The sequence below is a fragment of the Paraburkholderia sp. BL27I4N3 genome (genome assembly GCF_003386115.1).
GTDB lineage: Bacteria > Pseudomonadota > Gammaproteobacteria > Burkholderiales > Burkholderiaceae > Paraburkholderia.
Genome location: NZ_QREJ01000001.1, coordinates 1,020,043 through 1,046,015, shown reverse-complemented (window position 1 = coordinate 1,046,015; position 25,973 = coordinate 1,020,043). Strand labels below are relative to the sequence as shown.

Here is a 25,973-nt window from a genome sequence, read left to right as displayed (position 1 = left end):
GGGCGCATTATAATCCCCGGCATGAATTCCCAAACCGACCTCGTCCCCGCGCCCGCGAGCGCTCCGGCCCCCGCCGGCGCAACGGAAGATCTCGCCCAGCACGCGCAATTTGTCGACTGGATGCGCTCAGTCGCCCCTTACATCCATGCGTTCCGCAACAAGACCTTCGTCGTCGGGTTCGGCGGCGAGGTGGTGCATCAGGGGCTCCTGAACGCGCTCGTGTCCGACATCGCGCTGCTGCAGGCCATGGGCATCCAGATCGTGCTGGTGCACGGCTCGCGCCCGCAGGTCGAAGAACAGATGAGCCTGCACGGCGTCGAGTCCGAGTTTTCGCACGGCATGCGCATTACGGACGCGCGCGCGCTCGAATCCGCGAAAGAAGCGGCCGGCGAAGTGCGTCTGGATATCGAGGCCGCGATCAGCCAGGGTTTGCCGAATACGCCAATGGCGCATGCGCACATCAGCGTGGTGTCGGGCAACTTCGTGACGGCGCGGCCGGTCGGCATTCTCGACGGGGTCGATTTCGCGCACACCGGCGTGGTGCGCAAGATCGACGCCGATTCGATCCGCCACTCGCTCGCGAGCCGCAAGCTGGTGTTGCTCTCGCCGCTCGGCTTCTCGCCCACCGGCGAGGCCTTCAATCTGGCCATGGAAGACGTGGCGTCCGCCGCGGCGATCGCGCTGCGGGCCGACAAGATCGTGTTCCTGACCGAAACGCCGGGGCTGATGCAAGCCGGAGAAGAAGGCCCCGAACTGGTGCGCGAACTATCGCTCGACGACGCCTACAAACTGCACGAAAGCGGTGAAGTCACCGGCGACGCGGGCTTCTATCTGAAGCACTCGATTCGCGCCTGCCGCGGCGGCGTGGCGCGGGCGCACATCATCCCTTACGCGCTCGACGGCAGCCTGCTGCTTGAACTGTTCCTGCACGACGGCGTGGGCACGATGATCTCGTACGAGAACCTCGAAAGCCTGCGCGAAGCCACGCCGGACGACGTCGGCGGCATTCTCGCGCTGATCGAGCCGCTCGAATCGGACGGCACGCTGGTGCGGCGCGGGCGTCACCAGATTGAACGCGACATCGACCATTTCTCGGTGATCGAGCACGATGGCGTGCTGTTCGGCTGCGCGGCGCTGTATCCGTACACGCAGGAGCGCATCGGCGAAATGGCGTGCCTGACGGTCGCGCCCGAAGCGCAAGGCACCGGCGACGGCGAACGGCTGTTGAAGCGCATCGAGCAGCGCGCGCGGGCGCGCGGCCTGACGCGCATTTTCGTGCTCACCACGCGTACCGAACACTGGTTTCTCAAGCGCGGCTTCGTCAAGGTCACGGTCGACGACCTGCCGGAAGACCGCCGCCGGCTCTATAACTGGCAGCGCAAGTCGCTCGTGCTGATGAAACAGCTCTGAGCGGCCCTATATAGCGACTGTCCGCCCCCACACCGATTTTAGGAGAAGCACAGCATGACTCGTATGGTTCAATGCGCGAAGCTCGGCAAAGAAGCCGAAGGCCTCGATTTCCCGCCGCTGCCCGGCGAACTCGGCAAGCGGATCTACGAAGGCATCTCGAAGGAAGCCTGGCAGGCCTGGTTGAAGCAGCAAACCATGCTGATCAACGAAAACCGCCTGAACATGGCCGATCCGCGCGCGCGCCAATATCTGATGAAGCAGACCGAAAAGTTTTTCTTCGGCGAAGGCGCGGACACGGCGCAGGGTTATGTGCCGCCGTCGGCTGAGTAAAGTAAAGGCTTTCGCGCTTTTAAACTGCATGACCGAAATCCGCGCCGCGTGCGCGGATTTTTTTCATCCGTACGCGCCGCCGGATTCGCCGAATCGAGACCGCCAGATCGCTGCTTCAACCTCGCCGTGAAATTTCCCCAAACGGTACATTTGCGCGCCGTTTTAAGCCCCTTTTTCAGACCGCCAGGATCCGCTCCATCCCCCGCCCGGCAAGGGATTGAGCGTGCCCGCCAAGGCCCTCGGCGGACACCGGGTTTGCACGATCCTCTGTTATCATGCTATCATGTGCCTCGTTCCAACAGCATTTCACCTTCATTCACGTTCTCTTCAATCTGGCGCGCAGTGCGTGTGTCATCCCGAATTGAACAGTTTTTATACAAGAAGGCTTGTCGGTCGTTTCCCCGTTCGCGTCACACGTGAGCGGCGAATAAAGCACCGGCCTTTTTCGTTTCAAGCCTTCCAGCGGCGCATGGGCCAGCTTTCAGCCACCCAGCGCCCTCATGCATCTGCCCCCCTTCCACGGCCACGCAGGTGCAACGTCAGCACAATCTAGACGAGTGTTTTTTCGCGACCTGTCTCGCGAGGCACGGGCGTTGTGTTTTCTATCACGCCCCGCTCCATCGCCCTTCAACGGCGACGGAGATGCTTTCGCCTTGCTCGCGAAACTGCACTTCCCAGCAACCGTGGCGGAACGTTCATGCGCGTCATGAGTTTCGTCGCAGTCATTGGAGTTTTTACCTTGACCGCTTCCAGCAACGGCTTCTGGCGACACCACAAAGAAGAACAACGCCTCTCTCTCGACGACATCACCGTCGTCGACAAATCTCTCCTCAAGCGGGCCGTCGGCGCCATGGCGCTCGGCAACGCCATGGAATGGTTCGATTTCGGCGTGTACAGCTACATTGCAGTCACGCTCGGCAAAGTGTTCTTCCCGTCGGCTAGTCCGGCTGCGCAGCTGATCGCCACGTTCGGCACGTTCGCCGCGGCGTTCCTCGTGCGGCCGGTGGGCGGCATGGTGTTCGGGCCGCTCGGCGACCGCATCGGCCGGCAGCGTGTGCTCGCCATGACCATGATCATGATGGCGCTCGGCACGTTCGCGATCGGTCTGATCCCCAGCTACACGACGATCGGCATTTTCGCGCCGGTGCTGCTGCTGGTTGCGCGTCTGGTGCAAGGTTTCTCGACCGGCGGCGAGTATGGCGGCGCGGCCACCTTCATCGCCGAATTCTCGACGGACAAGCGCCGGGGCTTCATGGGCAGCTTCCTCGAGTTCGGCACGCTGATCGGCTACGTGCTCGGCGCGGGCACCGTTGCCGTGCTGACCGCCACGCTCTCGAACGACGCGCTGCTCTCGTGGGGCTGGCGTGTGCCGTTCCTGATCGCCGGGCCGCTGGGTCTGGTGGGTCTGTACATCCGCATGAAGCTCGAAGAAACGCCCGCATTCAAAAAGCAGGCCGAGCAACGTGAAGCGGAAGACAAGGCGGTGCCGAAGCAGTCGCTCGGTCAGTTGCTCGCGCAGCAATGGAAGCCGCTGCTGCTGTGCGTCGGCCTCGTGCTGATTTTCAACGTCACCGACTACATGGCGCTCTCGTATCTGCCGAGCTATCTGTCGGCCACGCTGCACTTCGACGAGACGCACGGCCTGTTCCTCGTGCTGCTGGTCATGGTGCTGATGATGCCGATGACGCTCGCCGCCGGCCGTCTGTCCGACACGATCGGCCGCAAGCCGGTGATGCTGTTCGGTTGCGTGGGCCTGTTCGCGCTGTCGATTCCCGCCCTGCTGCTGATCCGCATGGGCACGGTGCTGCCGGTGTTCGGCGGCCTGATGATTCTCGGCGTGCTGCTGTCGTGCTTTACCGGTGTGATGCCGTCGGCGCTGCCGGCGCTGTTCCCGACCAAAATCCGCTACGGTGCGCTGGCGATCGGCTTCAATGTTTCGGTGTCGCTGTTCGGTGGTACGACGCCGCTCGTGACCGCATGGCTGGTCAACAGCACCGGCAATCTGATGATGCCCGCGTACTACCTGATGGGCGCGTCGCTGATCGGTATCGTCTCGGTGGTGGCGCTGCGCGAAACCGCCCGCAAGCCGCTGCTCGGCTCGGGCCCGTGCGTGGCGACGCGTGCGGAAGCGCATGCGGTGTTGCGCGGTGAGCGTGAAGCCGAGGAGATGGACGAACGCTTTGCGGCAGCCGCGACGGCGCGTGCCTGAGCATGGGTTGTTTGATAGTTGACGCGGCCAGTCCGCGAGCAGTCTGAGAACGGGCCGGCAAATTTTTTGCCGGCCCGTTTTTTAGGGCATCAGCGAATCGAAGCTCGCGCTTGCGTGCGCGCCTTGGACGATCAGTATCCCTGCTGAAATCGGCAGCTTGAAACGGCGTGGTCCGGCGCTGCCTGGATTGACGAACAGCACGCCGTCGCGTTCGCGGATCAATGGTTTGTGCGAATGGCCGGTTACCACTACGTTGATGCCGTGGCTGTGCGGATCGGGGCCTACGTCGGCGATATCGTGCACGACGAGAATCGTCACTTGCTGCACGGTCAGCGTGGTGTGCGTCGGCAACGACGCGGCCCAGTCGCCGGTGTCGTTGTTGCCGCGCACCGCTGTGACCGGCGCGATCTGGGTGAGTGCATCGAGTACGGCTTCGTTGCAGATATCGCCTGCGTGGATGATCGCGTCGCAACCGGCCAGATAGTGCAACGCCTCCGGGCGCACGAGGTTGTGCGTGTCGGAGATCAGGCCGATTCGTGTGCGTGTGGGTTGTCGAGGGCGCGAAGTCATGTTGGAAGTATCGGACAAATGAGCGGACTGCGTGCGCGGTGGTTTCGCTGAGCGGGCGTGTCCGCGCTTCGAGTCTCTAGCAACACGATGCCTCGCATTGAGCCGCTTGAGGTGCTTGAGGTGCTTGAGGTGCTTGATGCGTTTCAGCCGCAATGATCCGCAATAAGCACGTCAAACTCACCCCGCTCAATCCGCCGACTGCCGCTCCGCAAGTCCGCGCGACCCAGCCTGAACCGCCCGTTTCGCGCCGAGCATCCGTTTAGTCGCGCCCTGCACGATCATCGAAGCCACCGACGCGCACGCAAAGCTGAGCCACACGCCGTACCGCGGCAACATCGTCGCCGTCACGGCAAAGAACGCCGCGATCGAGGCGCGGCCGATCACCATGCCGCGCATCAGCAAGGCGACGAAGTCCGCGCCGTGCGCGCGCTGCGCCGAGACAGCGAGCACGATGCCGAGCAACGGAAAAACCGACAGCAGTCCGCTCCACGTCGCGCCCACCGACGCGGACAGCGTAGTCACCGCGACCGTCAGCAACGCGCCGGCGAGCATGCGCGCGACGAGATCGCCGAGTCCGAGGCGCGCCGCCGGCACGCGGCCGGTCACGCGCGGCAAGCCGCTTTGCGACACCGCCACCGCCACGCAAGCCGCCGCGACCGCCCATGCAAGTCCGGCGGGAAGCTGCGTGAGCACCATTGCCACGCCGACCCAGCCCACCATGCCCGCGATCGACGCGAGCGGCCACGCGACACGCCGGCAGGTCCACGCATACGCAAAATTGAACGCTTCCGACGCGACAATCGCCGCGATCGAAGCCGCCGACGCCTGCGCCGCGAACGAAGGCCCGCGCTCCAACGCGAGCAGCAACACGATCGGCCCGGCGACCATCGGCAGCCCCGCGAGCCACCCCGCCACCGACGGCCCCCACACGCGTCCCGCCACGGTCAGTGCGGCGAGAAACGCCGGCACCAGCACCAGCTTGAGCGCGAGCAGCACGCTTACGACTCCAGCACGTGTTCGATGCGCCGGTCCGGCACCAGCCACCACGCGGCAGCGAGGGTATAAAGCGCAGCCGAAACCCACGGCACGACAAACGCCAGCGCAATGCCCGTCAGATAGATCACGACCGAAACCTTGCCCTTGATGTCGCTGCCGACCGCCCTGGCAAGCGTCGAGTCCTTGCCGTGCTCGCGGATCAGCACGCCCATCAGAATGAAGTACGCGATCGACGACATGAACAGCACCACGCCGTACATCGCGGTCGGCCAGGAAGCCAGATGGTTTTCGCCGACCCAATGCGTGACGGCCGGCAACAGCGACAGCCAGAACAGCAGGTGGAGGTTGGCCCACAGCACCGCGCCGTTGACCTTCTGCACGGCATGGAACATGTGATGATGATTGTTCCAGTAGATGCCGACGTAGATGAAGCTCAGCACGTATGCGCAGAACACGGGGAGCACCGGACGCAGCGCGGCGAGATCGAAGCCTTCCGGCACCTTCAACTCGAGCACCATGATCGTGATGATGATGGCGATCACGCCATCGCTGAAGGCTTCGACACGTCCCTTGCCCATCGGTTGAATTCCTGATGATGAATGCGGTTGCGCGCACCGTTCGCCCGCGTTCCGCAGACGACCTACGCCGTCGCCGATTATCCGCGATGGCCCAACGCTTTGTCGATGCGTCTGATCGATCGGCAGATTGCCGCGTTCAGGTTGCAGCGTCGTCGTCCGGGTAGTAGATGGCGAGCCACACGCTGGGCTCCTGGTCGCTCGTCCATGCCACGCGATGCCGGCAATGCGCGTCGATCAGCACGTGATCGCCGGCCTTCATCTGGTGAGGCGCGGCCTCACCTTCGAATACGAGCGCCGCCGCGCCGCTCAATAGCACGACCCACTCGGCGCGCGGACTGTCGTACCAGAAGCCAGGCGGGCTGGCGTGACCCATGGAGACGATCCGCTCGATGCTCACGCCGCCCTGCTCGACCAGCGCGTCGATCTGCTCGTCCGCGTCCGCGGATGCGTCGTGATCGAACAGATTACCGCTTCGGATTGCGCGCTTCATCGTACGTGCTCCGCTCGCGTGCGCCGCTCACTTCATCGGCTTGAGTCCATCGAGCAAGGTCGGCACCAGTTCGCTGATGGTCGGGTGAATATGCATCGCGTACTGCAAGGTCGGATACGGCGCGCCCGCCGTCATGATGTCGATGAACGTGTGAATCGCCTCGTCGCCTTCGATACCGTGAATCGCCGCCCCGAGAATCCGCTTGCTCTCCTTGTCGACCATCACCTTCATGAAACCGTCGGTCTCGCCGCGTTCGCGCGCGCGGCCCACGCGCGTCATCGGCATGGTGGCGATCAGCGCGTCGCGGCCCGATTTGCGCACCTCGGCCTCCGAGGCGCCGACGCGCGCGAGCGGCGGGTCGACGAATACGGCATACGCCATGATCCGCGTATCGACGCTGCGCGCGCCACCGTCGAGCAGATTGGCCGCGACGATCTGATAGTCGTCGTAAGAGGTGTGAGTGAAGGCGCCGCGTCCGTTGACGTCGCCGATCGCCCAGACGCCCGGCACGCTGGTGCGCAACTGGCCGTCGACGGGAATCGTGCCGTGCTTGTCCAGCGTGATGCCGGCGGCGGCAAGGCCGAGGTCGTCGGTATTCGGCTCACGGCCGGTCGCGAACAGCAGGTGCGACGCTTCGAGCGCGGGAATGTTCTGCTCGAAGCCGATGCACACTTCGTTCTCGCGATGCGGATGTGGCTCGACCCGCGAAGGCTGCACATTGAAGCGAAACTCCACGCCCTCGCGGGCGAGCACCTTCTGCACGGAATCGGCGAAATCGGCGTCCTCACGCGTAAGCAATCGTTCACCGCGCACCAGCACGGTCACCTGGCTGCCGAAGCGGCGAAATATCTGCGCGAATTCGAGCGCGATATAACTCGCGCCGACGATCACCAGATGACTCGGCAATTCCGTCAGATCGAGCAGGTTGGAATTGGTGTAGTAGCGAATCCGCTCGAGCCCGGCGAGCGGCGGCACGACCGCGCGCGTGCCGGTATTGATGAAGATTTCGTCGGCGTTGATCTCATCGAGCAGATTGCCGCCCGGGCCGCTGATAGCGAGCGCATGCGGTCCGGTAAAACGCGCGTGACCGTTGAACACGCTCACGTTCTGGGTGCCGCGCAGCCATTTCTCCACGCCGTCGCGCGACTGCCCGATGATCTTGTCCTTGCGCGCCTTGACCGCGGCCAGATCGACGTTGATCGCGCCGCCCACCTGCACGCCGAATTCCGCGGCATGACGCGCGACATGCGCGGCGCGGGCGCTCGCTACATAGGATTTGGTCGGCGTGCAGCCGACGTTCACGCAGGTGCCGCCAAAGGCAGCCCGTTCGATGACCGCCGTTTTGCGGCCGCTTTGACCGAGACGCACGGCGAGCGGTGAGCCGCCCTGTCCCGTACCGATCACAACTGCGTCGAAGTGCTGTGGCATGGCAACTCTCCCGAGGCTGGGCTGCTGGTCGTAGCATCTTACCCTTCGGCCCTGGAATCACCATGCTGCGCCGCTCATTACTGCCGCGGATTGTTGCGGATGACTGCTGTTTTCCGTCTGTTGGACTCAGGCGTGGCAATGCACGGCGCAGATCAGCTCGCGCGAACGTTGCAGCGCGGCCTGCGCACCGCGGGACGCCATCACCCAGCCGACCTGGCCGAGATTGAAGTCCTGCGACACCATCACCTGCATGAGGGCGACCATCGGTAAGACCACCGCGGGCCGGTAGAGCTGGTCTCTGATTAAATCTGGCATGACAACTCCCATCGCACGACGCCGCTTCGACATCGCGCACAATTTACTTTTCGATGGGAGGATTTTAGGGAAACCGGCCTCGCGGATAAATACCGCGAACGCGAAGTCACTTGTCCAGCAAACCGAACAATCCCGTCAGCATGTGCGCGGCGCGCGCCGTTCAAGGCCGCATTCGCAAGCCCGGCAAGGCTTCCGGCCTCGCGTGCGGAACGGCCGGCACGTTCAGGCGTCGGCCACGTTGAGCTGCGCGTCCCACAAACCGCGGGCATACGCACTGGCCCCAACCGGACGGCTGTACAGATAGCCCTGCTGCTTGTCGCAGTCGATCGCGCGCAGGAACGCCGCCTGTTCGGCGGTTTCCACCCCTTCGGCGGTGACGTTCATGCCGAGCGAGTGCGCCATCGCCACCACGGCCTGGGTAATCGCAATCGAATCGCGATGATCCGGCAAACCTGCGACGAACGAGCGATCGATTTTCAGGTTATGCAGCGGGAAGCGCTTCAGATACGACAGCGACGAATAGCCGGTGCCGAAATCGTCGACGGAAATGCGCACGCCCATGGCATTCAGCGCGCTCAGCATCGGCAGGACGGTTTCGCTGTCGCTCATCAGCAGCCGTTCGGTGATCTCCAGCTCCAGCGCCGTCGGCTCGAGCCCCGACTGCGCCAAACACCGTTCGATCCGCTCCACCAGGCCGTCGTTGAACTGCCGCGGCGACAGGTTCACCGCGACGATCAGTTCCGGCGCCAGCGTGCGCCGCCATTGCGCCACCTGCTCGCAGGCCCGCGCCAGCACGAAGTCGCCAATTTCGACGATGAGCCCGGCATCTTCGGCCACGGGGATGAATTCCCCCGGCGATACGTTGCCCAGTTCGCTGTTGTACCAGCGCAGGAGCGCCTCCGCGCCGATCGTGCGGCCGTCGTGGCTGTCGACGATCGGCTGGTACACGAGGCTCAGTTCGTTGGCGGCGAGCGCGCGCCGCAGCGACTGCTCGATCGTGAAGCGGCGCTGCAGATGCTGATTCAGCTCGGCGGTAAAGAACTGGAAGTTGTTGCGGCCGCGCTGCTTGGCGTGATACATCGCCGAATCGGCATTGCGCATGAGCGTGGCGACGTCCTGGCCGTCTTCCGGAAAACGGCTGATGCCGATCGACGCGCCCAGGTAGTACTCGTTGTCCGCCACCGCGAACGGCACCGCGATCATGTCGAGAATGCGGCGCGCGAGGCCGATCAGACGCGCGGTGTTTTCATACGCGCTGACCACGATCACGAATTCGTCGCCGCCCACGCGCGCGAGCGTGTCCTCCGGCGAGATGCACGCCGAGAGGCGCTCCGCCACGCTGCAAAGCAGGGTGTCGCCCGCCTCGTGGCCCGCCGTGTCGTTGACCTTTTTGAAACCGTCCAGGTCGACGAACAGCACGGCGACACTCGCCAGTTCGCCCATGCCGGACGACATGTCCGGCGTGAACAGGTCGCGCATCCGCTCCGTGAGATAGGCGCGGTTGTAGAGGCCGGTGAGCGAATCGCGGGTAGCAAGGAACTTGAGTTGGCGCTGCGCCTCGCGCACTGGTCCGATGTCGGTAAACGAAATCAGCACCGAACCCGGTTCGCTCTCGCCCGGCTTGATGATCGGCACGACGTTCTCGGTGATCCAGACGATGTCGCCGCCGATCAGCTCCACGCCGATCGTGACGCCGAGCACGGGCTTGCCGGTGCTCAGCACCTGGGCGGTCGGGCGGGCCGTGTCGGCGACGAGCGAGCCGTCCTCGTGATAGGCGCGCACCATCACCGTATGAATACTGCGGCCGACGATCTGCGGGGTCGTGCGCAAAATGCGCTGCGCACTCGGATTGCAGGCAAGCACGATACCGGCACGCGACTGCACGACGATCCCTTCGATCAGATGATCGACCACCAGCCGGTGATGCTCCTCGCTGTGCGCGAGGCGCTGGACCATGGTGTCCTGATGCACGGCGAGACCGACGCTGTGGCCGATGTCGCGTAGCATCGCTTCTTCGCCGGCGCTCGGACGGCGCGGCGCGCGGTAGTAGACCGCGAAGGCGCCGAGCACCAAGCCGGAATCGTTTTCAAAGGGCACCGACCAGCAGGCCCGCAGACCGAGCGGCAACGCGAGGTGCCGGAAGTCGGCCCACAGCGGATCGGTTTCGATATCCTCGACGACGACGAGGCGCCGCTCGTACATCGCAGTGCCGCACGAGCCGGCCCGTGAACCGATCGCCGTGCCGTCGATCGCCGCGCTGAAATGCGCCGGCAGCGACGGCGCGCCGCCCACTCTGGCGTGCACGCCGTCTGGATCGAGTAACAGGATCGAACAGGACGCGCCTTCCCCCAGCAGCGCTTCCGCGCGGCGGCATACTTCGTCGAGCAATTCCGGCAGCGGCGTGTTGCGGGTGATCAACCGCAACACCGTGCGCTCCGACGCCACCACGGCTTCGGCGAGATTCGATCCATAGCGGCCTTCAGGCGCTGCTTCCAGCTTGTTTTCTGATGTCGCTTCGCAAGTCATATGTGCGCCCCCTAACCCGACATCGGCAACTTAGTGTACGCGGCACACCGGGGTTTACGCGAGGCCGGCGCATTTAATTCGTCGCGGACGGGAGACGGCCTGGCAAATGGGGCCGGTTAAGGGGCCGAAGAAATGGCGCAAAGGCCTTGCTGGAGCGGGTGACGGCGCCTTGGCGCGGGCGTCGCGCGGGCGGTGTTGTTCCGGCGCCTATTGCCGAAGCGGAACCCAAATTATGCCGGGACGCTTTGCGGCGGCTTGCCGGGAGGCCGGGTGTGTCCTACCGGCCGGTCCCGCTAGTGTAGTGAGTGCTTGTGGTCCCCGCACGGAACGCCGCATTGCCCTGTATTGCCGAGCGATGCGTCCGCTCACGCGCGAATTGCACGGCACATACCTGAAAGCGTTAAGTCATCCGCCCGCGTCGATCCCCGCCGTCCCCGTGAGGCAAGATCTGGTAACGACCCACCCGAAGTCACGCGTTTTTCGGGCCTCCGTGTTCCGGCAACTCGGTCGATCATCCATTGCATGAAAAAGCCATGCACTGCCGGGACCGCCATGACCCTCATCCGTCCACTTCTGATCGCCACGCTGATGCTCGCGCATCCAGTCGCCCAGGCCACTAGCTTCGACTGCAACCGGGGACGCTCGCTAACCGAGAAGATGATTTGCAACGACCCCGCGCTGTCGAAGCTCGACGACACGCTGGGGCATCTGTACTGGAAAGCGCGCCGGCAAGTCAGCGACCGGCGCGCCTTTCTCACCGACAGCGACAGCAAGTGGGCGTGGCGTGAAGCGAACTGCCGCGATGCGGTGTGTCTGGGGACGTGGTACGCAACGCGTATCGAGGAACTACGGACGCTGATCGACGGGATGCAAACCGCAACGCCGCCACCATCCTCCACGCCTTATGAACCGGACACGCGCCGCAGGCCGCTCATGGCGCCCCCGCAACCCACCGAGGTGGCGATGCGTCAGTGCACGGCGGCGAATCCTGGGATCGTGGTGAACGAGCAGTGTTCCACCGTGCTCAAGGAAACCAGCGGTGAGTGGAAACATCAGCCGCACGGCCGCGACTGGTTCTGCGGCGTCGCGATGCTGGCGCCGGCGGAAATGCAGGCGGACGCCGCGCAATGACCAGGCCGTCGCGCATGCCGGCGCAACGGTGCCGGGCACGCAAGCACGGTTGCAACGTCGCGTTTATCTCGCGCAAGCGCACCGAGCACAGCTAGCGGCTGCTCCAGAATCCGCGCTGCACCGCCATGACCTCGGCTTCCACTTCGGGCACCGGCCCGATCACCTCGACCGGTTTCTGGCAGTGATCAAACACGTATCGGCAGTCCACGCTCATGGTCGGATTCTCGGCGTGATCGCCGGTCGCTTCCAGCAAGCGCTTCTCGGTCATGCCGAACACGACCCGGCCGATGTTGGCCCAATACATCGTCCCGGCACACATGCAGCAGGGTTCGACCGACGTGTACAGCGTGCAACTCCACAAATACTCAGGCGTGAAGTTCAACGCCGCCACGCGCGCCAGCACCGACTCGGCGTGATTCACCGTGTCGACGTTGCCCTGCTCCATCAGCACCGTCTCCTGGTCGGGCCCGACCAGCACCGCACCGAACGGATGATGTCCCAGCAGCGTCGCCCGTTCGGCCACCCGGCTCGAATGCCGCAGATGCCGCACGATCTGCTCGTGCGTGGGCGTCAAACCCTGCGGCGGATAGTTGGCGGCCGTTGCGGCGGCCGCCGTCGAAACCGTCAGACTCACGGGCGATCTCCCTGAATAATAGTTAGATTAGCGAAGCAAATCTTTACTTGGGCAGCGAGCCGTCCACGCCCTGCACGAACCAGTTCAAACGCAGCAGTTCCGGATCGCTCAGCGACTTGCCGGCCGCGACCTTCACCGCGCCGGATTGATCCATGATCGGACCGGCAAACGGATTGAACTTGCCGGAGATGATGTCATCGCGCTTCTGGCTCAAGGCCTTTTGCGCGGCCGGCGAAACGGCGTCCGTGTTGATGTCGGCGAGATCGATCGCTTTCTCTTTCAGCCCCCACCACACCGGCGAATTGTTCCATGTGCCCGCCATCACCTGATCCACCAGATGCGTGTAGTACACACCCCAGTTGCTCACGCAGGCGCCGAGTTGCGCATTCGGCCCGAACTTCTTCATATCCGAATCCCAGCCGAACGCATGCACTTTCTTCTGTTCGGCGGTCTGCATCGTGGCCGTCGAATCGGTGTTCTGGATCAGCACGTCGGCGCCCTGGCCGATCAGCGTTTCGGCGGCCTGCTTTTCGCGGCCCGGATCGAACCAGCTATTGATCCACACCACCTTCACGCGCGCATTCGGATTGACCGAGCGAGCGCCCATCGTAAACGCGTTGATGTTGCGCACCACTTCTGGCACCGGTACGGAACCGACGAAGCCGAGCGTGTTCGACTTCGTCGTATAACCCGCGACGAGACCCGCCAGGTAAGCGCTCTGATAGGTGCGCACGTCATAGGTGGCGAAGTTGGCGGCCTTCTTGTAGCCGGTGGCGTGTTCGAACACGGCATCGGGGAAGTCCTTGGCGACCTTCAGCTCGAAATCCTGAAAGCCGAAGCTCGAACCCACCACGATCTTGTTGCCCTTCGACGCCAGATCGCGGAATACGCGCTCCGAATCCGCCGACTCCGGCACGTTCTCCACGCGCGTCACCTTGATCTTGTCGCCGAATTTCGCCTCGAGCGCCTTCACGCCCTGTTCGTGCGCGTAGGTCCAGCCGGCGTCGCCCGGATTGCCGAGGTAGACGAAGGCGATGCCGATTGGCTGCGTGGTGGCCGCGGCCGCCCCTGCGGCACTGAATGCCAAGGTCGCGCCGAGCGTCGCGGCGAGAACGGTTCGGACAGTTTTGATGCGCAGTGAATGATGCAGCGCTCGCGCCAGCGTTGTTTTCATGGATTCTCCGAAGATGGTTGAAGGTGCCTGCCCCAGCGCTCGGGATAACCCGGGCAAGGCTCCAGCATAGGGGGCCATATTCGAAGGCCAATTTCCGCGGAAAAATTATTATTCGTTATCTCACCCATAACAAATCCAGTATTCTGGGTAGCACGGAAACATGTTCGATAATTTCGAACGAGTGCATCGGAAAAGTGGTACGGCAAGCACTCCGCACAGGCGCAATATCGCTCTCACTAACCCGCAACACTCTTTCGGAGATTCAAAATGACTCGCTTCCAAGGTAAGTCGGTTCTCGTCACCGGCGGCAGCAGCGGCATCGGCTTCGCGGCCGCCCAGGCATTCGCCAATGAAGGCGCCCGTGTGGTCATTACCGGCCGCGATGCCGACGCGCTCGAAACGGCAAGAAAGGCGCTCGGCGCCAATGCCGTCGCGATGCGCAACGACGCCGGCTCGGTGGCGTCGGCGCGTGAACTGGCGGCTGCGATCAGCGCCGCCGGCATCCGCCTCGACGCGGTGTTCGTGAACGCCGGCATGGCGAAATTCGCGCCGTTTCCGGACGTCGACGAAGCCTTCTGGGACGCGATGTTCAACACCAACGTAAAGGGCGCCTACTTCCAGATTCAGGCACTGCTGCCGTTGCTCAATCGCGGCGCGTCGATCGTGATCAACGGATCGATCAATGCGCATATCGGCATGCCGGCGTCGTCCGTGTATGCGGCGAGCAAGGCCGCGGTGATTTCGCTGGCGAAGACCCTCTCGGCGGAATTGCTGCCGCAAGGCGTGCGCGTCAACGTGGTCAGTCCCGGCCCGGTGCAAACGCCGCTGTACGGCAAGCTCGGCCTCGACGCCGCCGCGCTCGAAGCCACCGCCGCGCAGATTCTCGGCCAGGTTCCGGTCGGCCGCTTCGGCACGCCGGAAGAAATCGCCTCGACCGTGCTGCATCTGTCCGCGCCGGAGTCGGCGTTTATCGTCGGCACGGAAATCATCGCCGATGGCGGAATGAGCCAGCTTTAAGCCACGCTCAGGCGAGCCGCGCACGCGCCTCGCGCTGCGCGCCACGCGATTCAGTGAAGTTTCGGCGACGCGCCCGCCTGATCCTCGTCGGGCGGCTCGCCGTCGCCGTTACCGAACAACTCGCCGCACAGACTTCGGCCCAGTTCGCTCAGGCGCGCCGCGCCCGTGCCTTCCTCGTTGAAGGTGGTATCCACCAGACCGCCGTCGACGAGCGCCGTCAACTGACGCCGCAAGCCGCTCATCGGCACGCCCGCCTGCTTCGACAGTTTGGCGAGCGACCACGCGCCGCCCGGCGTTTCACGATGCGCGCGCCACAACTGCGTCAGGATGGCCGCCAGCACCGGATCGAGTTCGTCGTCTTCCATGTCAGTGTCTCCTCCTTTTTTACGCCATCCGCGTGACCAGTTCGCCGAGCGTCTTCAAAGCCGCTTCGGTCTGCGCGGTCCACGGATAGCTGTAGTTGAGCCGGATGAAGTGGCGAAAATCGTCGCGCATTGAAAACATCATGCCCGGCCCGACCGTGATGCTGCGCACGAGCGCCGCCTGGTAGAGCCGCATCGAATCGACGCGCTCGGGCAGTTCGACCCACAGCACGTAGCCGCCCTGCGGCGTCGACATGCGCGTGCCGGCCGGAAAAAACCGCTGCACCATCGCCGTCATGATGCTGGCCTGCTGCCGATAAACCTTGCGCACGTGCCGCAGATGCCGGTCGTAGCCGTCCTGCCGCAAATAATCGGCGACCGCGACTTGCGGCACCGACGGCGTGGTCAGCGTATTGAGAAACTTCAGCTTCTCGACCTGCGCGCGATAGCGTCCCGGCAGCGCCCAGCCGATCCGGTACGACGCGGTCAAACTCTTTGAAAACGACGCGCAGTGCAGCACCAGCCCTTTGGTGTCGAAGTTCTTCAACGTCGATGGCCGCGTCTCGCCGAAGTACAGTTCCTGATAGACGTCGTTCTCGATCACGGGGATTTCGTGCACCGCGAGCAGTTCGACTAGTTGTCGTTTGCGCGCGTCGGGCATCTGGAAACCGAGCGGGTTCTGGAAGTTCGGCATCACCATACAGGCCGCGACCTTCTGTTCGCCGATCACCTGAGCCAACGCCTCGATATCGATGCCGTGCACCGGATGCGTCGCCACCTCGATCGCGCGCATGCCCAGACGTTCGATGGCGTGCAGCATCGCGTAATAGGTCGGCGACTCGACGGCCACCGTGTCGCCAGGTTTGGCGACCGCCTGCAGGCTCAGGTTGATCGCCTCGGTCGCGCCGAGCGTGATGACGATTTCGTCGGGATCGACCGGCACGCCGTTCTCGGCATAACGCCGGGCGATCTGCCGGATCAGTTCGGGGTTGCCGGGCGGCAGGTCGTCGATCAGATTCCAGCTCGCGTGACGTCGCGCGATCGCGTTCGCGTACTGGTTGATGCGCCGCCACGGGAACAACGACGGATCCGGATACGGCGAGCCGAACGGCACGGCGTCGTGCGCGCGGATGCTGCGCAAAGTCGACAGCACGAGGCGGCTTACGTCCACGGCGGCGGCCACCGGCGGCGTTGGCGGCATATGCGGGATATGCGGACGGCCGGGCCGCAACTCGTCGAGTGCGAGCGCCCGCGCCGCCGCATCGCGCACGAAATAGCCCGACTGCGGGCGCGTTTCGACAATCCCACGGCTTTCCAGCAACGCGTACGCATGCAACACCGTCTTGATACTCACACCGTGCTGCTGGCTCGCCTGCCGCACCGACGGAATCCGCTCGCCCGCCGCGAACACGCCACGGCGCACGGCTTCGGTCATTTCGTCGGCGAGTTTTTCGTACAGTTTCAAGGACTTGAGTCACACGAGAGCGTGGGCTGAGGCGCCAGTCTATGACAAAACCCGCCAACTGTATCCCTTTCCTTTCCAATTTTCTGTATGCTGCGCCCTTTTTGGAACACAGTAGGCTTGCACTTATCGGCTCAACAGCCACGTCCAAGCCCGATCCGGCGGCAACATCATGAAGAAACCCGAAGCTCGCATCGAACCCTATACGCACCCCGCCGCTGGCTGGGGCGCGCTCAAATACGTCGCCATCAACCTGATCAAGGAGAAGGTGACGGGCGGCGACTACCGCATGCTGTTCAAGCAGAATCAGCCGGACGGCTTCGACTGTCCCGGCTGCGCGTGGCCGGATCGCGAGCATGCGTCCACCTTCGAGTTCTGCGAAAACGGCGTGAAGGCAGTGGCCGCCGAGGCAACCAGCAAGCGCGTGACGCCGGCGTTCTTCGAAAAACATACGATCGCCGAACTGATGACGCAGTCGGACTTCGAACTCGAACAGCACGGCCGCCTGACCGACCCGCTCGTCTACGACGCCGTGAGCGACCGTTACGTGCCGATCGGCTGGGACGAAGCGTTCGACCTGATCGCCGATCACCTGAAGCGCCTCGACGATCCGGACCGCGCCGCCTTCTACACCTCGGGCCGCGCGAGCAATGAAGCCGCCTTCCTGTACCAGTTGTTCGTGCGCATGTACGGCACCAACAACTTCCCCGACTGCTCGAACATGTGCCACGAGGCGACCAGCCGCGGCTTGCCGCATACGGTCGGCATCGGCAAAGGCACGGTCACGCTCGACGACTTCGAACACGCCGACACGCTGCTGATCTTCGGCCAGAATCCGGCCACCAACCATCCGCGCATGCTCGGCGAACTGCGCGAGTGCGCCAAACGCGGCGCGACCATCGTGTCGATCAATCCGCTGAAGGAGCGCGGGCTCGAGCGCTTTGCGAGCCCGCAGCATCCGGTGGAAATGCTGACGATGGGCAGCACGAAGATCAGCTCCGTGTTCATTCGCCCGAAAGTCGGCGGCGATTTCGCGCTGATCAAGGGCGTCGCCAAACGCGTGATCGAGCTCGACGACGAAGCCTTGGCGTCGGGCCTGGAACGCGTTCTGGATGTCGCGTTCATCGCCGAACATACCGTCGGCTTCGACGCCTTCGCCGACGACTTGCGCGCCGAGAACTGGGACACGATCGTCGCCGAAGCCGGCGTGCCGTTCGAAGACGTGCTGCAACTCGCCGACATCTATGTGAAGGGGCGCGCCGTGATTTCGACGTGGGGCATGGGCCTCACGCAGCATAAGAATTCGGTGCCGACGGTGCAGATCCTGTCGAACCTGATGATGATGCGCGGCAATATCGGCCGGCGCGGCGCGGGCCTGTGCCCGGTGCGCGGACATTCGAACGTGCAAGGCGACCGCACGGTCGGCATCGAGGAAAGGCCGACTGAGGCGTTTCTCGACCGCCTCGGCGAGGTCTATGATTTCGAGCCGCCGCGCGAGCACGGACTCGACGTCGTCAATACGATTCAGGCGATGCTCGACGGCAAGGTGAAGGTGTTCATCGGTCTCGGCGGCAATTTCTCGATCGCGACGCCCGACACACCGCGCACGTGGGAAGCGATGCGCTCGTGCGATCTCACCGTGCACATCACGACCAAGCTGAACCGCAGCCACCTCGTGCATGGACGCGACGCGCTGATTCTGCCGACGCTCGGCCGCACCGAAATCGACATGCAGAACGGCGTGGCGCAAGGCGTGAGCGTCGAGGACTCGATGAGCATGGTGCATATCTCCTACGGCATGAACAAACCGGCATCGGAGAATCTGTTGTCGGAAATCGCGATCGTCGCGCGCATGGCGCATGCGACGCTCGGCAGCGGCAAAGTGGATTGGCTCGCGCAGGCTGCGGATTATTCGCTGATCCGCGACGGCATCGCGCAAGTGATCGAGGGCTTCACCGACTACAACGAGCGCTTGAAGAATCCTGGCGGCTTCCACCTCGGCGTGGCGTCGCGCGAGCGGATCTGGAAAACGCCGAGCGGCAAGGCGCAGTTTCTGGTGCACGCAATCGACATGGCGACGCCGATCCACCAGGCGCGCAAGGAACACGGCGAGCGGCTGATGACGCTGATGACGACCCGTTCGCACGATCAGTACAACACGACGATTTACGGTCTCGACGACCGTTATCGCGGCGTGTACGGGCAGCGCCGCGTGCTGTTCGCCAACAAGGACGATCTCGCGATGCTCGGGTTCGTGGCGGGACAGCGCGTGGATATCACGAGCGTGTGGGCCGACGGTATCGAGCGTCACGCCGATGGTTTTCTGCTGGTGGAGTACGACATTCCGCGCGGCTGTCTCGGCGCTTATTATCCGGAGACGAATCCGCTCGTGCCGCTGTCGTCGGTTGCCGATGGTGCGGGGACGCCGACGTCGAAGTCGATTCCGGTTTTGTTGAAAGCTTCCGAAGTCGAGGCGATCGCGGCTTGATCGTTAGACGGGCTTTTTTGCCAGCTCGCGCTGCGTCAGATAGAGACGCAGATCGAACTCGATCTGGTGATAACCCGGTTGCATGAACTCGCAGAGGCGGTAAAAGGCCTTGTTGTGGTCGCTTTCCTTCAGATGAGCGAGTTCGTGCACCACGATCATTTTCAGAAATTCGGGCGCGGCCGCTTTGAACAGCGACGCGATGCGGATTTCTTTCTTCGCCTTCAGCTTGCCGCCTTGCACGCGGGAAATGCTGGTGTGCAAACCGAGTGCGTGACGCACGACGTCGAGTTTGCTGTCGTAGGCGACCTTGTCGATCTGGTCCGCGCTGCGCAGGTGTTCGCGCTTCAGGTCGGCGCAGTAGGCGTACAGCGCCCGGTCCGTTTGCACGTCGTGGGTGTTCGGATAGCGCGTGGCGAGGTACTGGCCGAGTTGGTCGTCGGCGATCAGCTTTTTGACTTTGTCTTGAAGCGTGGGCGAGTAGCCGGTCAGGTATTTCAGGTGGGACATGGTTCCGCTCGGCACTCGCTCAAACGCTGCGGCGATTGTCTTCGCAATCGTCCCAGTACCGCAGCGGATCGCGGTGATCGGGGTATTCCTTGTCCAGCCAGTCGGACAGAATCTTCCATTGCGGATGGTTCGGGCCGCTGCGCGTGTCCCAGAACGAATCCTTCAGGACGCTGTTGTTACGGCCGCGATCCCGCACGACGATCCGGCAATGGTCGTTCGATTCATGAAATTCCGCCTTCAGGTAGTAGCGCGGAAGAATCTGCAATGCGGCGCCCTCCACGATGCGGCCTTGCGCCCGAACGACGCCGGCGGCTTCGATTCGCAAAACACCATCCACCGATTTGTCCGCGCGCCATCCGACCGGCAGCCTGACCACGCATTCGCCTTTGCCTACCTTGATCCAGTCCATGCGCCAGGTGCGCGCGAGCGCATCGCGCATGGCCGCCGCGTCCGCATAGCCGGGCGGTAGTTCGAATTGGCGCGGCAGGACGACCAGTTCGTCCCCGCTCGGCGTCACGCTGGCGGGACTGTTGAATGGGTCGTTGTCGAAAGGATTCGCGGGCCGGCTGGCGGTGGTGTTGCTGGTGCTCGGCAAAGCCCCGAAAAGGCTTTCGGCAGCACGGCGCGCGCGCTTTGATTTTTCGTTGGCCATTGATTTTCTCGGTTGGGGCTGGGTTGGCCTGCGGGAAACACTTGTTATGCAGATCGACATGCGGATTGCTTGAGCCGAGCCGACGGCTTGAACCCGAGATACCGAATCGGCGCCTTGGGTTCAAGCCATGCAGAAATCGCTATTGTAGTTTTTCCAGCGGATGATCGTCGATGGCGCGAAGGCGGAGCGATCAAACGCGCGGCAGGTCGTCAATGCATTTTTCGACGTGTGCGCCGGGGACGTCGGTGTCAATCCCGTCGTGGCCGTCCGTGTGCGAGACAGAGACGATTTTGGGCCCCAGAAAGCGCGTGCCGCCGAGCGTAAAAAGGGACCAAACAGCATCTCCGCGACGGATCGCGGCGACGACTTCCGGCACTTCGACAATCGCCGTGGGGGACAGCCAGTCACGCGTCGACGGGTCGACGGGAGCCCAACGCACGTGCGTGATCCGGTCGCTCGTCGGGTTGATGCGAACGGCGTCAATAGCAAAGGTAGTCACGTCGACCTCCGTCATCCTGATAAATGGATTTCAGCATTATGCGCCGCTTAATCTGCGGGCGATAAGGTTGACGTGGCCCAGATACGCACACCGCGTTCGAGCCGACCGCCACATTCGCAAGACGCCCCACGTCCTGCACGGCGGGCGAGCCCCGCGGAGATTTGCGGCTGCGCGACGCAGGCTGGACGAGTTCGCTGGCTCTCCCTTTGGGCATGACGGCAGGCGAAAAAGGTCGTCGGTCGATTCTCAATGAATCGATGCATCGGGCCCTGGCTCAGGCTAATGCAGGCGCGGTGTTGGGCGTGAGCCGACAGTCGATCGCGCAGGAAGAAAACAATGGTGAGGCTATGCGAAAAACAGATACGCATCTTCCGCCAGCTTCGACTCCCGCAATGCAGTGTCAGTCTCGCCGGCCCGCTCACTCCCTGCTTTCAACTCCCGCATGCATGAATGAGGAACTGCTGGAACGCAACCGCAGGCGTATCCAGCGTTGCGCCTTTGCGCCACAACATGCCCGCGTCCATCTGCGGAATCGCGTTGAGAATGGGCCGCGCGTCGATCCGCTTGCCTTCCAGCGACCACGGGCGAAACACCATATCGGACAGAATCGTCACGCCGAAACCATGCGCGACCAGACCGCGCAACGCTTCCATCGAGCTCGTGCGAAACGCGATATTCGGCTCGACGTCGTTCTGCTTCCAGTAGCGCAGCGTCGACTGCTCGCCTTCGTCCACGGTAATCAAAATGTACGGATAACTCGCGATATCCGCGAGCGAAGGTGCATTGAGTTGCGCGAGAGGATGAGTCGGCGCGGTCCACAACTGCCGACGCGAGCGGATCAACACATGGTGCCGGAAACGCCTGATATTTTCGACGTTGGAGAGCAGAACGATACCGAGATCGATGTCGCCGGCGAGTACAGCCCGTTCGATCGATTCGCGATCCAGGTCGTGCAGATCGATCGCGATGTCGGGATACGTCGCGCGAAAACGCGCCATCAACTCGGGCAGAAAATAGCCCAGCACCGTATACGACGCCGCAATGCGCACGGTCCCCTTCAGATCGTGCGAGCGGAACGGCGCCTTGTAGACCGCGTCGCGCACCGAATCGAGTATGTGTCTCGCGTGATTCAGAAAATCATGCCCGTCCGGCGTCAACGTGACGCCCTGAGGCAGGCGTTCGAAGAGCCGCGTACCCAGGGTTTCCTCCAGTGCGAGAACGGCATTCGTAATCGCCGATTGCGACACATGCTCGGCGGTCGCCGCCATCGAAAACTGCCCGTTCTGGGCTGCCGCCACGAAGTAGCGCATCTGCCGCAAGGTAACGTCTTTTGACATGTGTTTTTCGAATAGCAGGATTCGGTATTCGTGATTTTACGTTGGAAATTCCGCTTCCTATACTCCGCCTCTAATAAAAGCCCCCGGAGACTTCCTCTTGAACGCCCCGCTGACGCCCCCGCTACGTGACGCGCTTGCCTCGGTATCGCTCGACGACAAATACACGCTGGAAAAGGGCCGCGTCTATATGAGCGGCACTCAGGCGCTGGTGCGGTTGCCGATGCTGCAGAAGGCGCGCGACCGCCGCGCCGGCCTCAACACCGCGGGCTACGTGTCCGGCTATCGCGGCTCGCCGCTCGGCGCGCTCGATCAGGGTTTCTGGAAAGCGAAGCAGCATCTGAAGGAACACGATGTCGTGTTCCAACCAGGGGTTAACGAGGATCTCGCCGCGACTGCCGTGTGGGGCACGCAGCAGCTCAATCTCTGGCCGGGCGCGCAGGTCGACGGTGTATTCGGCATGTGGTACGGCAAGGGGCCGGGCGTCGATCGCAGCGGCGACGTCTTCAAGCACGCGAATGCGGCCGGCACCGATCCGAACGGCGGCGTGCTGGTGCTGGCGGGCGACGACCATGCGGCGAAGTCGTCGTCGGTCGCGCATCAGTCGGAGCATATGTTCGTGGCAAGCGGCATCCCGGTGCTATATCCGGCAAGCGTGCAGGAGTATCTCGACTACGGTCTGCACGGCTGGGCCATGAGCCGCTACGCCGGTTTGTGGGTGGCGATGAAATGCGTCACCGACGTGGTCGAATCGAGCGCGTCGATCGACATCGATCCGGACCGTTTGCAGATCGTCCTGCCGGAAGATTTCGACATGCCCGAAGGCGGCCTCAATATCCGCTGGCCCGACCCGCCGCTCGCGCAGGAAGCGCGTCTGCTGAACTGTAAGTGGTACGCGGCGCTCGCCTACGTTCGCGCGAACAGGCTGAACCGCGTGGTGATCGACAGCCCGAACCCACGACTTGGCATCATGACCGCGGGCAAGGCGTATCTCGACGTGCGGCAGGCGCTCGCCGACCTCTCGCTCGACGACGAAACCTGCGCCCGCATCGGCATCCGCGTGCTGAAAGTGGGTTGCGTATGGCCGCTCGATGCGCAGAACGCACGCGACTTCGCAACCGGGCTCGACGAGATTCTGGTGGTGGAAGAAAAGCGCCAGATTCTCGAATATGCGCTCAAGGAGGAACTGTATAACTGGCGCGACGACGTGCGTCCCAAGGTATTCGGCAAGTTCGATCAGCGCGACGACGAAGGCGGTGAATGGTCCGTGCCGCGTGGGCAGACGCTGCTGCCCGCGCACTACGAACTGTCGCCCGCCCTGATCGCGAAAGCGATCGCCCGGCGCCTCGCCAAAGCCGATCTGCCCGCCGATCTGCGGGCGCGCATCGAAGCGCGCGTCGCGGTGATCGAGGCCAAGGAACGCGAGGCGGCCACGCCGCGTTCCGTGACGGAGCGCCAACCGTGGTTCTGTTCGGGCTGTCCGCACAACACCTCGACACGTGTGCCGGAAGGCTCGCGCGCACTGGCCGGCATCGGCTGCCACTACATGTCGATGTGGATGGACCGCAACACGGAGACCTTCAGCCAGATGGGCGGCGAAGGCGTCGCGTGGACCGGCCAGATGCACTTCACGAATGAGCGTCACGTGTTCGTCAATCTGGGCGACGGCACCTATTTCCATTCGGGTCTGCTCGCGATCCGCGCTTCAATTGCGGCCGGCGCGAACGTCACCTATAAGGTGCTTTACAACGACGCGGTCGCGATGACCGGCGGCCAGCCAGTGGACGGCGTGCTCACCGTCCCGCAGATCGCGTTTCAGGTCATTGCGGAAGGCGCGAAGCACGTGCTGATCGTGACCGACGAGCCGGAAAAATACGACGCGAGCATTCGTCTTCCAGCCGGCGTGAAGGTCCATCACCGGGACGAACTCGATCGCTTGCAGCGCGAGTTGCGCGAGATGACGGGCACCTCGATTCTGATCTACGACCAGACTTGCGCAACCGAAAAACGCCGGCGCCGCAAACGCGGCACGTATCCCGATCCGGCGAAGCGCGCCTTTATCAACGATGCGGTATGCGAAGGTTGCGGCGACTGTTCGGTGCAATCGAACTGTCTGTCGGTCGAGCCGCTGCAAACGCCGCTTGGCACCAAGCGCAAGATCAACCAGTCGTCGTGCAACAAGGATTTTTCGTGCGTGAAGGGCTTCTGCCCGAGTTTCGTCACAGCGGAAGGCGCACAGGTGAAGAAGCCCGCCAAACCCGAATCCGCGGCTGCATTGCCCGATTTTGCGGCGCTGCCTCGGCCCGCGATTGCTTCACTCGCGAAGCCGTACGGCGTGCTCGTGACAGGCGTCGGCGGAACCGGCGTCGTGACGATCGGCGGCTTGCTGGGCATGGCGGCTCACCTGGAAAACAAAGGCGTCACCGTGCTCGATATGGCCGGGCTCGCACAGAAAGGCGGCGCCGTGCTCAGTCATGTGCAGATCGCCGCGTCACCCGATCAATTGCACGCCACGCGAATTGCGGCCGGTGAGGCGCGCCTGATTCTCGGCTGCGATGCGATCGTCTCTGCTTCCGCTGAAGTGCTGGCACGCACGCAACGCGGCATCACGAAAGCGGCGATCAACAGCGGCGCCACGCCGACCGCGCAGTTCGTGCGAGACCCTCAATGGAGTTTCCCGGCCGATCAGACGCAACAGGATCTGCGCGCGAGCATCGGCGACGACTGCGACTTCATCGACGCCAATCGTCTCGCGCTCGCGCTGCTTGGCGACACGCTCTATGCCAATCCGCTGCTGCTCGGCTTTGCCTGGCAACGCGGCTGGCTGCCGCTCGGCTACGACAGTCTCGATCGCGCGATCGAACTGAACGGCGTGGCCGTTGAAAAGAATCGCCTGGCGTTCGAATGGGGCCGCTACGTCGCCCAGCACGGTGAAGCCGCCGCGGATGCTTTTACGCCGCAGCCCGCCAGACAACAGGCCATTGTCGTGCAGATGCCGGAGTCGCTGGACCGGTTGATCGAGCGCAACGTCGAGCGGTTGAGTGCCTACCAGAACCCTCGGTATGCGGCTCGTTATGTCGAAGCGGTCGAGCGGCTGCGCGCGAAGGAAACGGCGGTTATGGGCGCGGCAAAACCTCGCCTTACGCCGCTGGTCGCGCGCAATCTGGCGAAACTGATGACCTATAAGGACGAGTACGAAGTGGCCCGTCTCTATGCGGATCCGGCTTACATGGACAAGCTGCGGGCGCAGTTCGAAGGCGAGCCGGGCCGCGATTACAAGCTCGCATTTCATCTCGCGCCGCCATTGCTCGCCAGACGCGACGAGCACGGCCACCTGAGGAAGCAACCCTTCGGGCAATGGACCCTCACGTTGTTCCGCGTGCTCGAAAAATTCAGGTTCCTGCGCGGCACGACTTTCGACGTATTCGGCAAGACGGCAGAACGGCGCAATGAACGTGAGCTGATCGCGCAGTACTTCGCGCTGATCGACGAATTCTGCGCGACGCTCGACACCGCTCGATTCGATACGGCAATGAAGCTCGCCAATCTGCCTGATGAGATTCGCGGCTTCGGTCACGTGAAAGAGCGAAATGTGCTTGCCGCGGCGGCGAAACGTGAACGCTGGCTTGTTGAATACCGGGGTGATGTGGCCGGCGCTCCGCCTGTTTCGTCTTCTCAACTTTTTGAACAGGTGTGATAAAAACGACCATGCATGATCGTGACGGCGTTTGCCCGGGCGTAGTCGCCGCATCGCCCTCGCCACTTTCTTGCCATAGCGGCGATGATTGGGATCGTGGCCGGCGTGCGCTTTGGGCGCTTACTTCTGCACAAACCCGCTAAGCTGTCCGGCCCAAGCGAATC

Annotated in this window: 22 protein-coding genes; 7 read left to right on the top strand and 15 right to left on the bottom strand. The window is 63.3% G+C overall.

From position 1 onward, the window contains the following. Positions 1–21: 21 nt before the first annotated feature. The 3 genes from argA (at position 22) to proP (ending at position 3,949) form a co-directional block, all read left to right on the top strand. The gene (gene argA / locus B0G71_RS04795) at positions 22–1,410 is read left to right on the top strand and encodes an amino-acid N-acetyltransferase (RefSeq protein ID WP_106279386.1); all 1,389 of its coding nucleotides are present in this window, start codon (positions 22–24) and stop codon (positions 1,408–1,410) included. A gap of 54 nt (positions 1,411–1,464) precedes the next feature. Next, entirely contained in the window at positions 1,465–1,740 is a 276-nt protein-coding gene (locus B0G71_RS04790; RefSeq protein ID WP_012433611.1) for an oxidative damage protection protein, read from the top strand. Between the two features lie 706 nt (positions 1,741–2,446). Next, complete coding sequence (gene proP, locus B0G71_RS04785; protein WP_258875745.1) at positions 2,447–3,949, top strand: glycine betaine/L-proline transporter ProP; 1,503 nt, start codon at positions 2,447–2,449, stop codon at positions 3,947–3,949. Between the two features lie 81 nt (positions 3,950–4,030). Here proP and B0G71_RS04780 read toward each other — a convergent pair whose 3' ends face one another. The 7 genes from B0G71_RS04780 to B0G71_RS04750 form a co-directional block, all read right to left on the bottom strand. Continuing rightward, complete coding sequence (locus B0G71_RS04780) at positions 4,031–4,519, bottom strand: metallophosphoesterase family protein (RefSeq protein WP_116140086.1); 489 nt, start codon at positions 4,517–4,519, stop codon at positions 4,031–4,033. A gap of 186 nt (positions 4,520–4,705) precedes the next feature. Next, positions 4,706–5,512 (bottom strand): hypothetical protein, encoded by an 807-nt coding sequence (locus tag B0G71_RS04775; RefSeq protein WP_116148328.1) that lies wholly within the window; start codon positions 5,510–5,512, stop codon positions 4,706–4,708. A 5-nt stretch (positions 5,513–5,517) separates the two neighbouring features. Continuing rightward, complete coding sequence (locus tag B0G71_RS04770; protein ID WP_116117734.1) at positions 5,518–6,093, bottom strand: TMEM175 family protein; 576 nt, start codon at positions 6,091–6,093, stop codon at positions 5,518–5,520. Between the two features lie 136 nt (positions 6,094–6,229). Beyond that, complete coding sequence (locus tag B0G71_RS04765) at positions 6,230–6,583, bottom strand: cupin domain-containing protein (protein WP_116140084.1); 354 nt, start codon at positions 6,581–6,583, stop codon at positions 6,230–6,232. A 27-nt stretch (positions 6,584–6,610) separates the two neighbouring features. Continuing rightward, complete coding sequence (locus tag B0G71_RS04760; RefSeq protein WP_116140082.1) at positions 6,611–8,011, bottom strand: FAD-containing oxidoreductase; 1,401 nt, start codon at positions 8,009–8,011, stop codon at positions 6,611–6,613. A 126-nt stretch (positions 8,012–8,137) separates the two neighbouring features. Further along, a complete protein-coding gene (locus tag B0G71_RS04755) occupies positions 8,138–8,326 on the bottom strand; it encodes a hypothetical protein (protein WP_116140081.1) in 189 nt (62 codons plus the stop codon). Positions 8,327–8,548: 222 nt separating this feature from the next. After that, positions 8,549–10,852, bottom strand: a complete 2,304-nt coding sequence (locus B0G71_RS04750) for a bifunctional diguanylate cyclase/phosphodiesterase (protein WP_116140079.1) — start codon at positions 10,850–10,852, stop codon at positions 8,549–8,551. Positions 10,853–11,404: 552 nt separating this feature from the next. Here B0G71_RS04750 and B0G71_RS04745 point away from each other — a divergent pair. After that, positions 11,405–11,983 (top strand): lysozyme inhibitor LprI family protein, encoded by a 579-nt coding sequence (locus B0G71_RS04745; protein ID WP_116140077.1) that lies wholly within the window; start codon positions 11,405–11,407, stop codon positions 11,981–11,983. A 91-nt stretch (positions 11,984–12,074) separates the two neighbouring features. Here the strand turns inward: B0G71_RS04745 and B0G71_RS04740 are convergent, their stop codons facing one another. After that, positions 12,075–12,617 carry a nucleoside deaminase gene (locus tag B0G71_RS04740; RefSeq protein ID WP_181916713.1) on the bottom strand — a complete coding sequence of 181 codons (543 nt, stop codon included), beginning with the start codon at positions 12,615–12,617 and terminating at the stop codon, positions 12,075–12,077. 43 nt (positions 12,618–12,660) lie between these two features. Further along, on the bottom strand, positions 12,661–13,791 hold the full coding sequence (locus B0G71_RS04735; RefSeq protein WP_116140075.1) for a BMP family ABC transporter substrate-binding protein: 1,131 nt from the start codon (positions 13,789–13,791) through the stop codon (positions 12,661–12,663). A 267-nt stretch (positions 13,792–14,058) separates the two neighbouring features. Between B0G71_RS04735 and B0G71_RS04730 the strand changes: the two genes are divergently transcribed. Then, on the top strand, positions 14,059–14,808 hold the full coding sequence (locus tag B0G71_RS04730; RefSeq protein WP_116140073.1) for an SDR family oxidoreductase: 750 nt from the start codon (positions 14,059–14,061) through the stop codon (positions 14,806–14,808). Between the two features lie 50 nt (positions 14,809–14,858). Here B0G71_RS04730 and B0G71_RS04725 read toward each other — a convergent pair whose 3' ends face one another. Together B0G71_RS04725 and B0G71_RS04720 are read right to left on the bottom strand one after the other, a co-directional pair. Continuing rightward, positions 14,859–15,173, bottom strand: coding sequence for a helix-turn-helix domain-containing protein (locus tag B0G71_RS04725; RefSeq protein WP_116140071.1), 315 nt, complete (start codon positions 15,171–15,173; stop codon positions 14,859–14,861). 19 nt (positions 15,174–15,192) lie between these two features. Continuing rightward, positions 15,193–16,635 (bottom strand): PLP-dependent aminotransferase family protein, encoded by a 1,443-nt coding sequence (locus tag B0G71_RS04720; RefSeq protein WP_116140069.1) that lies wholly within the window; start codon positions 16,633–16,635, stop codon positions 15,193–15,195. Between the two features lie 169 nt (positions 16,636–16,804). Between B0G71_RS04720 and B0G71_RS04715 the strand changes: the two genes are divergently transcribed. Beyond that, the gene (locus B0G71_RS04715) at positions 16,805–19,120 is read left to right on the top strand and encodes an FdhF/YdeP family oxidoreductase (RefSeq protein WP_116140067.1); all 2,316 of its coding nucleotides are present in this window, start codon (positions 16,805–16,807) and stop codon (positions 19,118–19,120) included. Positions 19,121–19,123: 3 nt separating this feature from the next. Here B0G71_RS04715 and B0G71_RS04710 read toward each other — a convergent pair whose 3' ends face one another. The 4 genes from B0G71_RS04710 to B0G71_RS04695 all read right to left on the bottom strand — a co-directional run bounded on the left by B0G71_RS04710 (position 19,124) and on the right by B0G71_RS04695 (position 22,115). Further along, complete coding sequence (locus tag B0G71_RS04710; RefSeq protein WP_116140065.1) at positions 19,124–19,627, bottom strand: M48 family metallopeptidase; 504 nt, start codon at positions 19,625–19,627, stop codon at positions 19,124–19,126. 19 nt (positions 19,628–19,646) lie between these two features. Further along, the gene (locus B0G71_RS04705; protein WP_116140063.1) at positions 19,647–20,279 is read right to left on the bottom strand and encodes a hypothetical protein; all 633 of its coding nucleotides are present in this window, start codon (positions 20,277–20,279) and stop codon (positions 19,647–19,649) included. Between the two features lie 190 nt (positions 20,280–20,469). Next, a complete protein-coding gene (locus tag B0G71_RS04700; protein ID WP_106279757.1) occupies positions 20,470–20,778 on the bottom strand; it encodes a hypothetical protein in 309 nt (102 codons plus the stop codon). A 431-nt stretch (positions 20,779–21,209) separates the two neighbouring features. Further along, positions 21,210–22,115, bottom strand: coding sequence for a LysR family transcriptional regulator (locus tag B0G71_RS04695; protein WP_116140061.1), 906 nt, complete (start codon positions 22,113–22,115; stop codon positions 21,210–21,212). A gap of 97 nt (positions 22,116–22,212) precedes the next feature. Between B0G71_RS04695 and B0G71_RS04690 the strand changes: the two genes are divergently transcribed. Then, positions 22,213–25,809: an indolepyruvate ferredoxin oxidoreductase family protein gene (locus B0G71_RS04690; protein WP_116140059.1), complete on the top strand. Its 3,597-nt coding sequence runs from the start codon at positions 22,213–22,215 to the stop codon at positions 25,807–25,809. Positions 25,810–25,973 lie beyond the last annotated feature (164 nt).

Coding starts and splice junctions, on each gene's coding strand:
- argA (WP_106279386.1), top strand. CDS start 22: ATGAATTCCCAAACCGACCTCGTCCCCGCGCCCGCGAGCGCTCCGGCC.
- B0G71_RS04790 (WP_012433611.1), top strand. CDS start 1,465: ATGACTCGTATGGTTCAATGCGCGAAGCTCGGCAAAGAAGCCGAAGGC.
- proP (WP_258875745.1), top strand. CDS start 2,447: ATGAGTTTCGTCGCAGTCATTGGAGTTTTTACCTTGACCGCTTCCAGC.
- B0G71_RS04780 (WP_116140086.1), bottom strand. CDS start 4,519: ATGACTTCGCGCCCTCGACAACCCACACGCACACGAATCGGCCTGATC.
- B0G71_RS04770 (WP_116117734.1), bottom strand. CDS start 6,093: ATGGGCAAGGGACGTGTCGAAGCCTTCAGCGATGGCGTGATCGCCATC.
- B0G71_RS04765 (WP_116140084.1), bottom strand. CDS start 6,583: ATGAAGCGCGCAATCCGAAGCGGTAATCTGTTCGATCACGACGCATCC.
- B0G71_RS04760 (WP_116140082.1), bottom strand. CDS start 8,011: ATGCCACAGCACTTCGACGCAGTTGTGATCGGTACGGGACAGGGCGGC.
- B0G71_RS04755 (WP_116140081.1), bottom strand. CDS start 8,326: ATGCCAGATTTAATCAGAGACCAGCTCTACCGGCCCGCGGTGGTCTTA.
- B0G71_RS04750 (WP_116140079.1), bottom strand. CDS start 10,852: ATGACTTGCGAAGCGACATCAGAAAACAAGCTGGAAGCAGCGCCTGAA.
- B0G71_RS04745 (WP_116140077.1), top strand. CDS start 11,405: ATGACCCTCATCCGTCCACTTCTGATCGCCACGCTGATGCTCGCGCAT.
- B0G71_RS04735 (WP_116140075.1), bottom strand. CDS start 13,791: ATGAAAACAACGCTGGCGCGAGCGCTGCATCATTCACTGCGCATCAAA.
- B0G71_RS04730 (WP_116140073.1), top strand. CDS start 14,059: ATGACTCGCTTCCAAGGTAAGTCGGTTCTCGTCACCGGCGGCAGCAGC.
- B0G71_RS04725 (WP_116140071.1), bottom strand. CDS start 15,173: ATGGAAGACGACGAACTCGATCCGGTGCTGGCGGCCATCCTGACGCAG.
- B0G71_RS04715 (WP_116140067.1), top strand. CDS start 16,805: ATGAAGAAACCCGAAGCTCGCATCGAACCCTATACGCACCCCGCCGCT.
- B0G71_RS04710 (WP_116140065.1), bottom strand. CDS start 19,627: ATGTCCCACCTGAAATACCTGACCGGCTACTCGCCCACGCTTCAAGAC.
- B0G71_RS04705 (WP_116140063.1), bottom strand. CDS start 20,279: ATGGCCAACGAAAAATCAAAGCGCGCGCGCCGTGCTGCCGAAAGCCTT.
- B0G71_RS04695 (WP_116140061.1), bottom strand. CDS start 22,115: ATGTCAAAAGACGTTACCTTGCGGCAGATGCGCTACTTCGTGGCGGCA.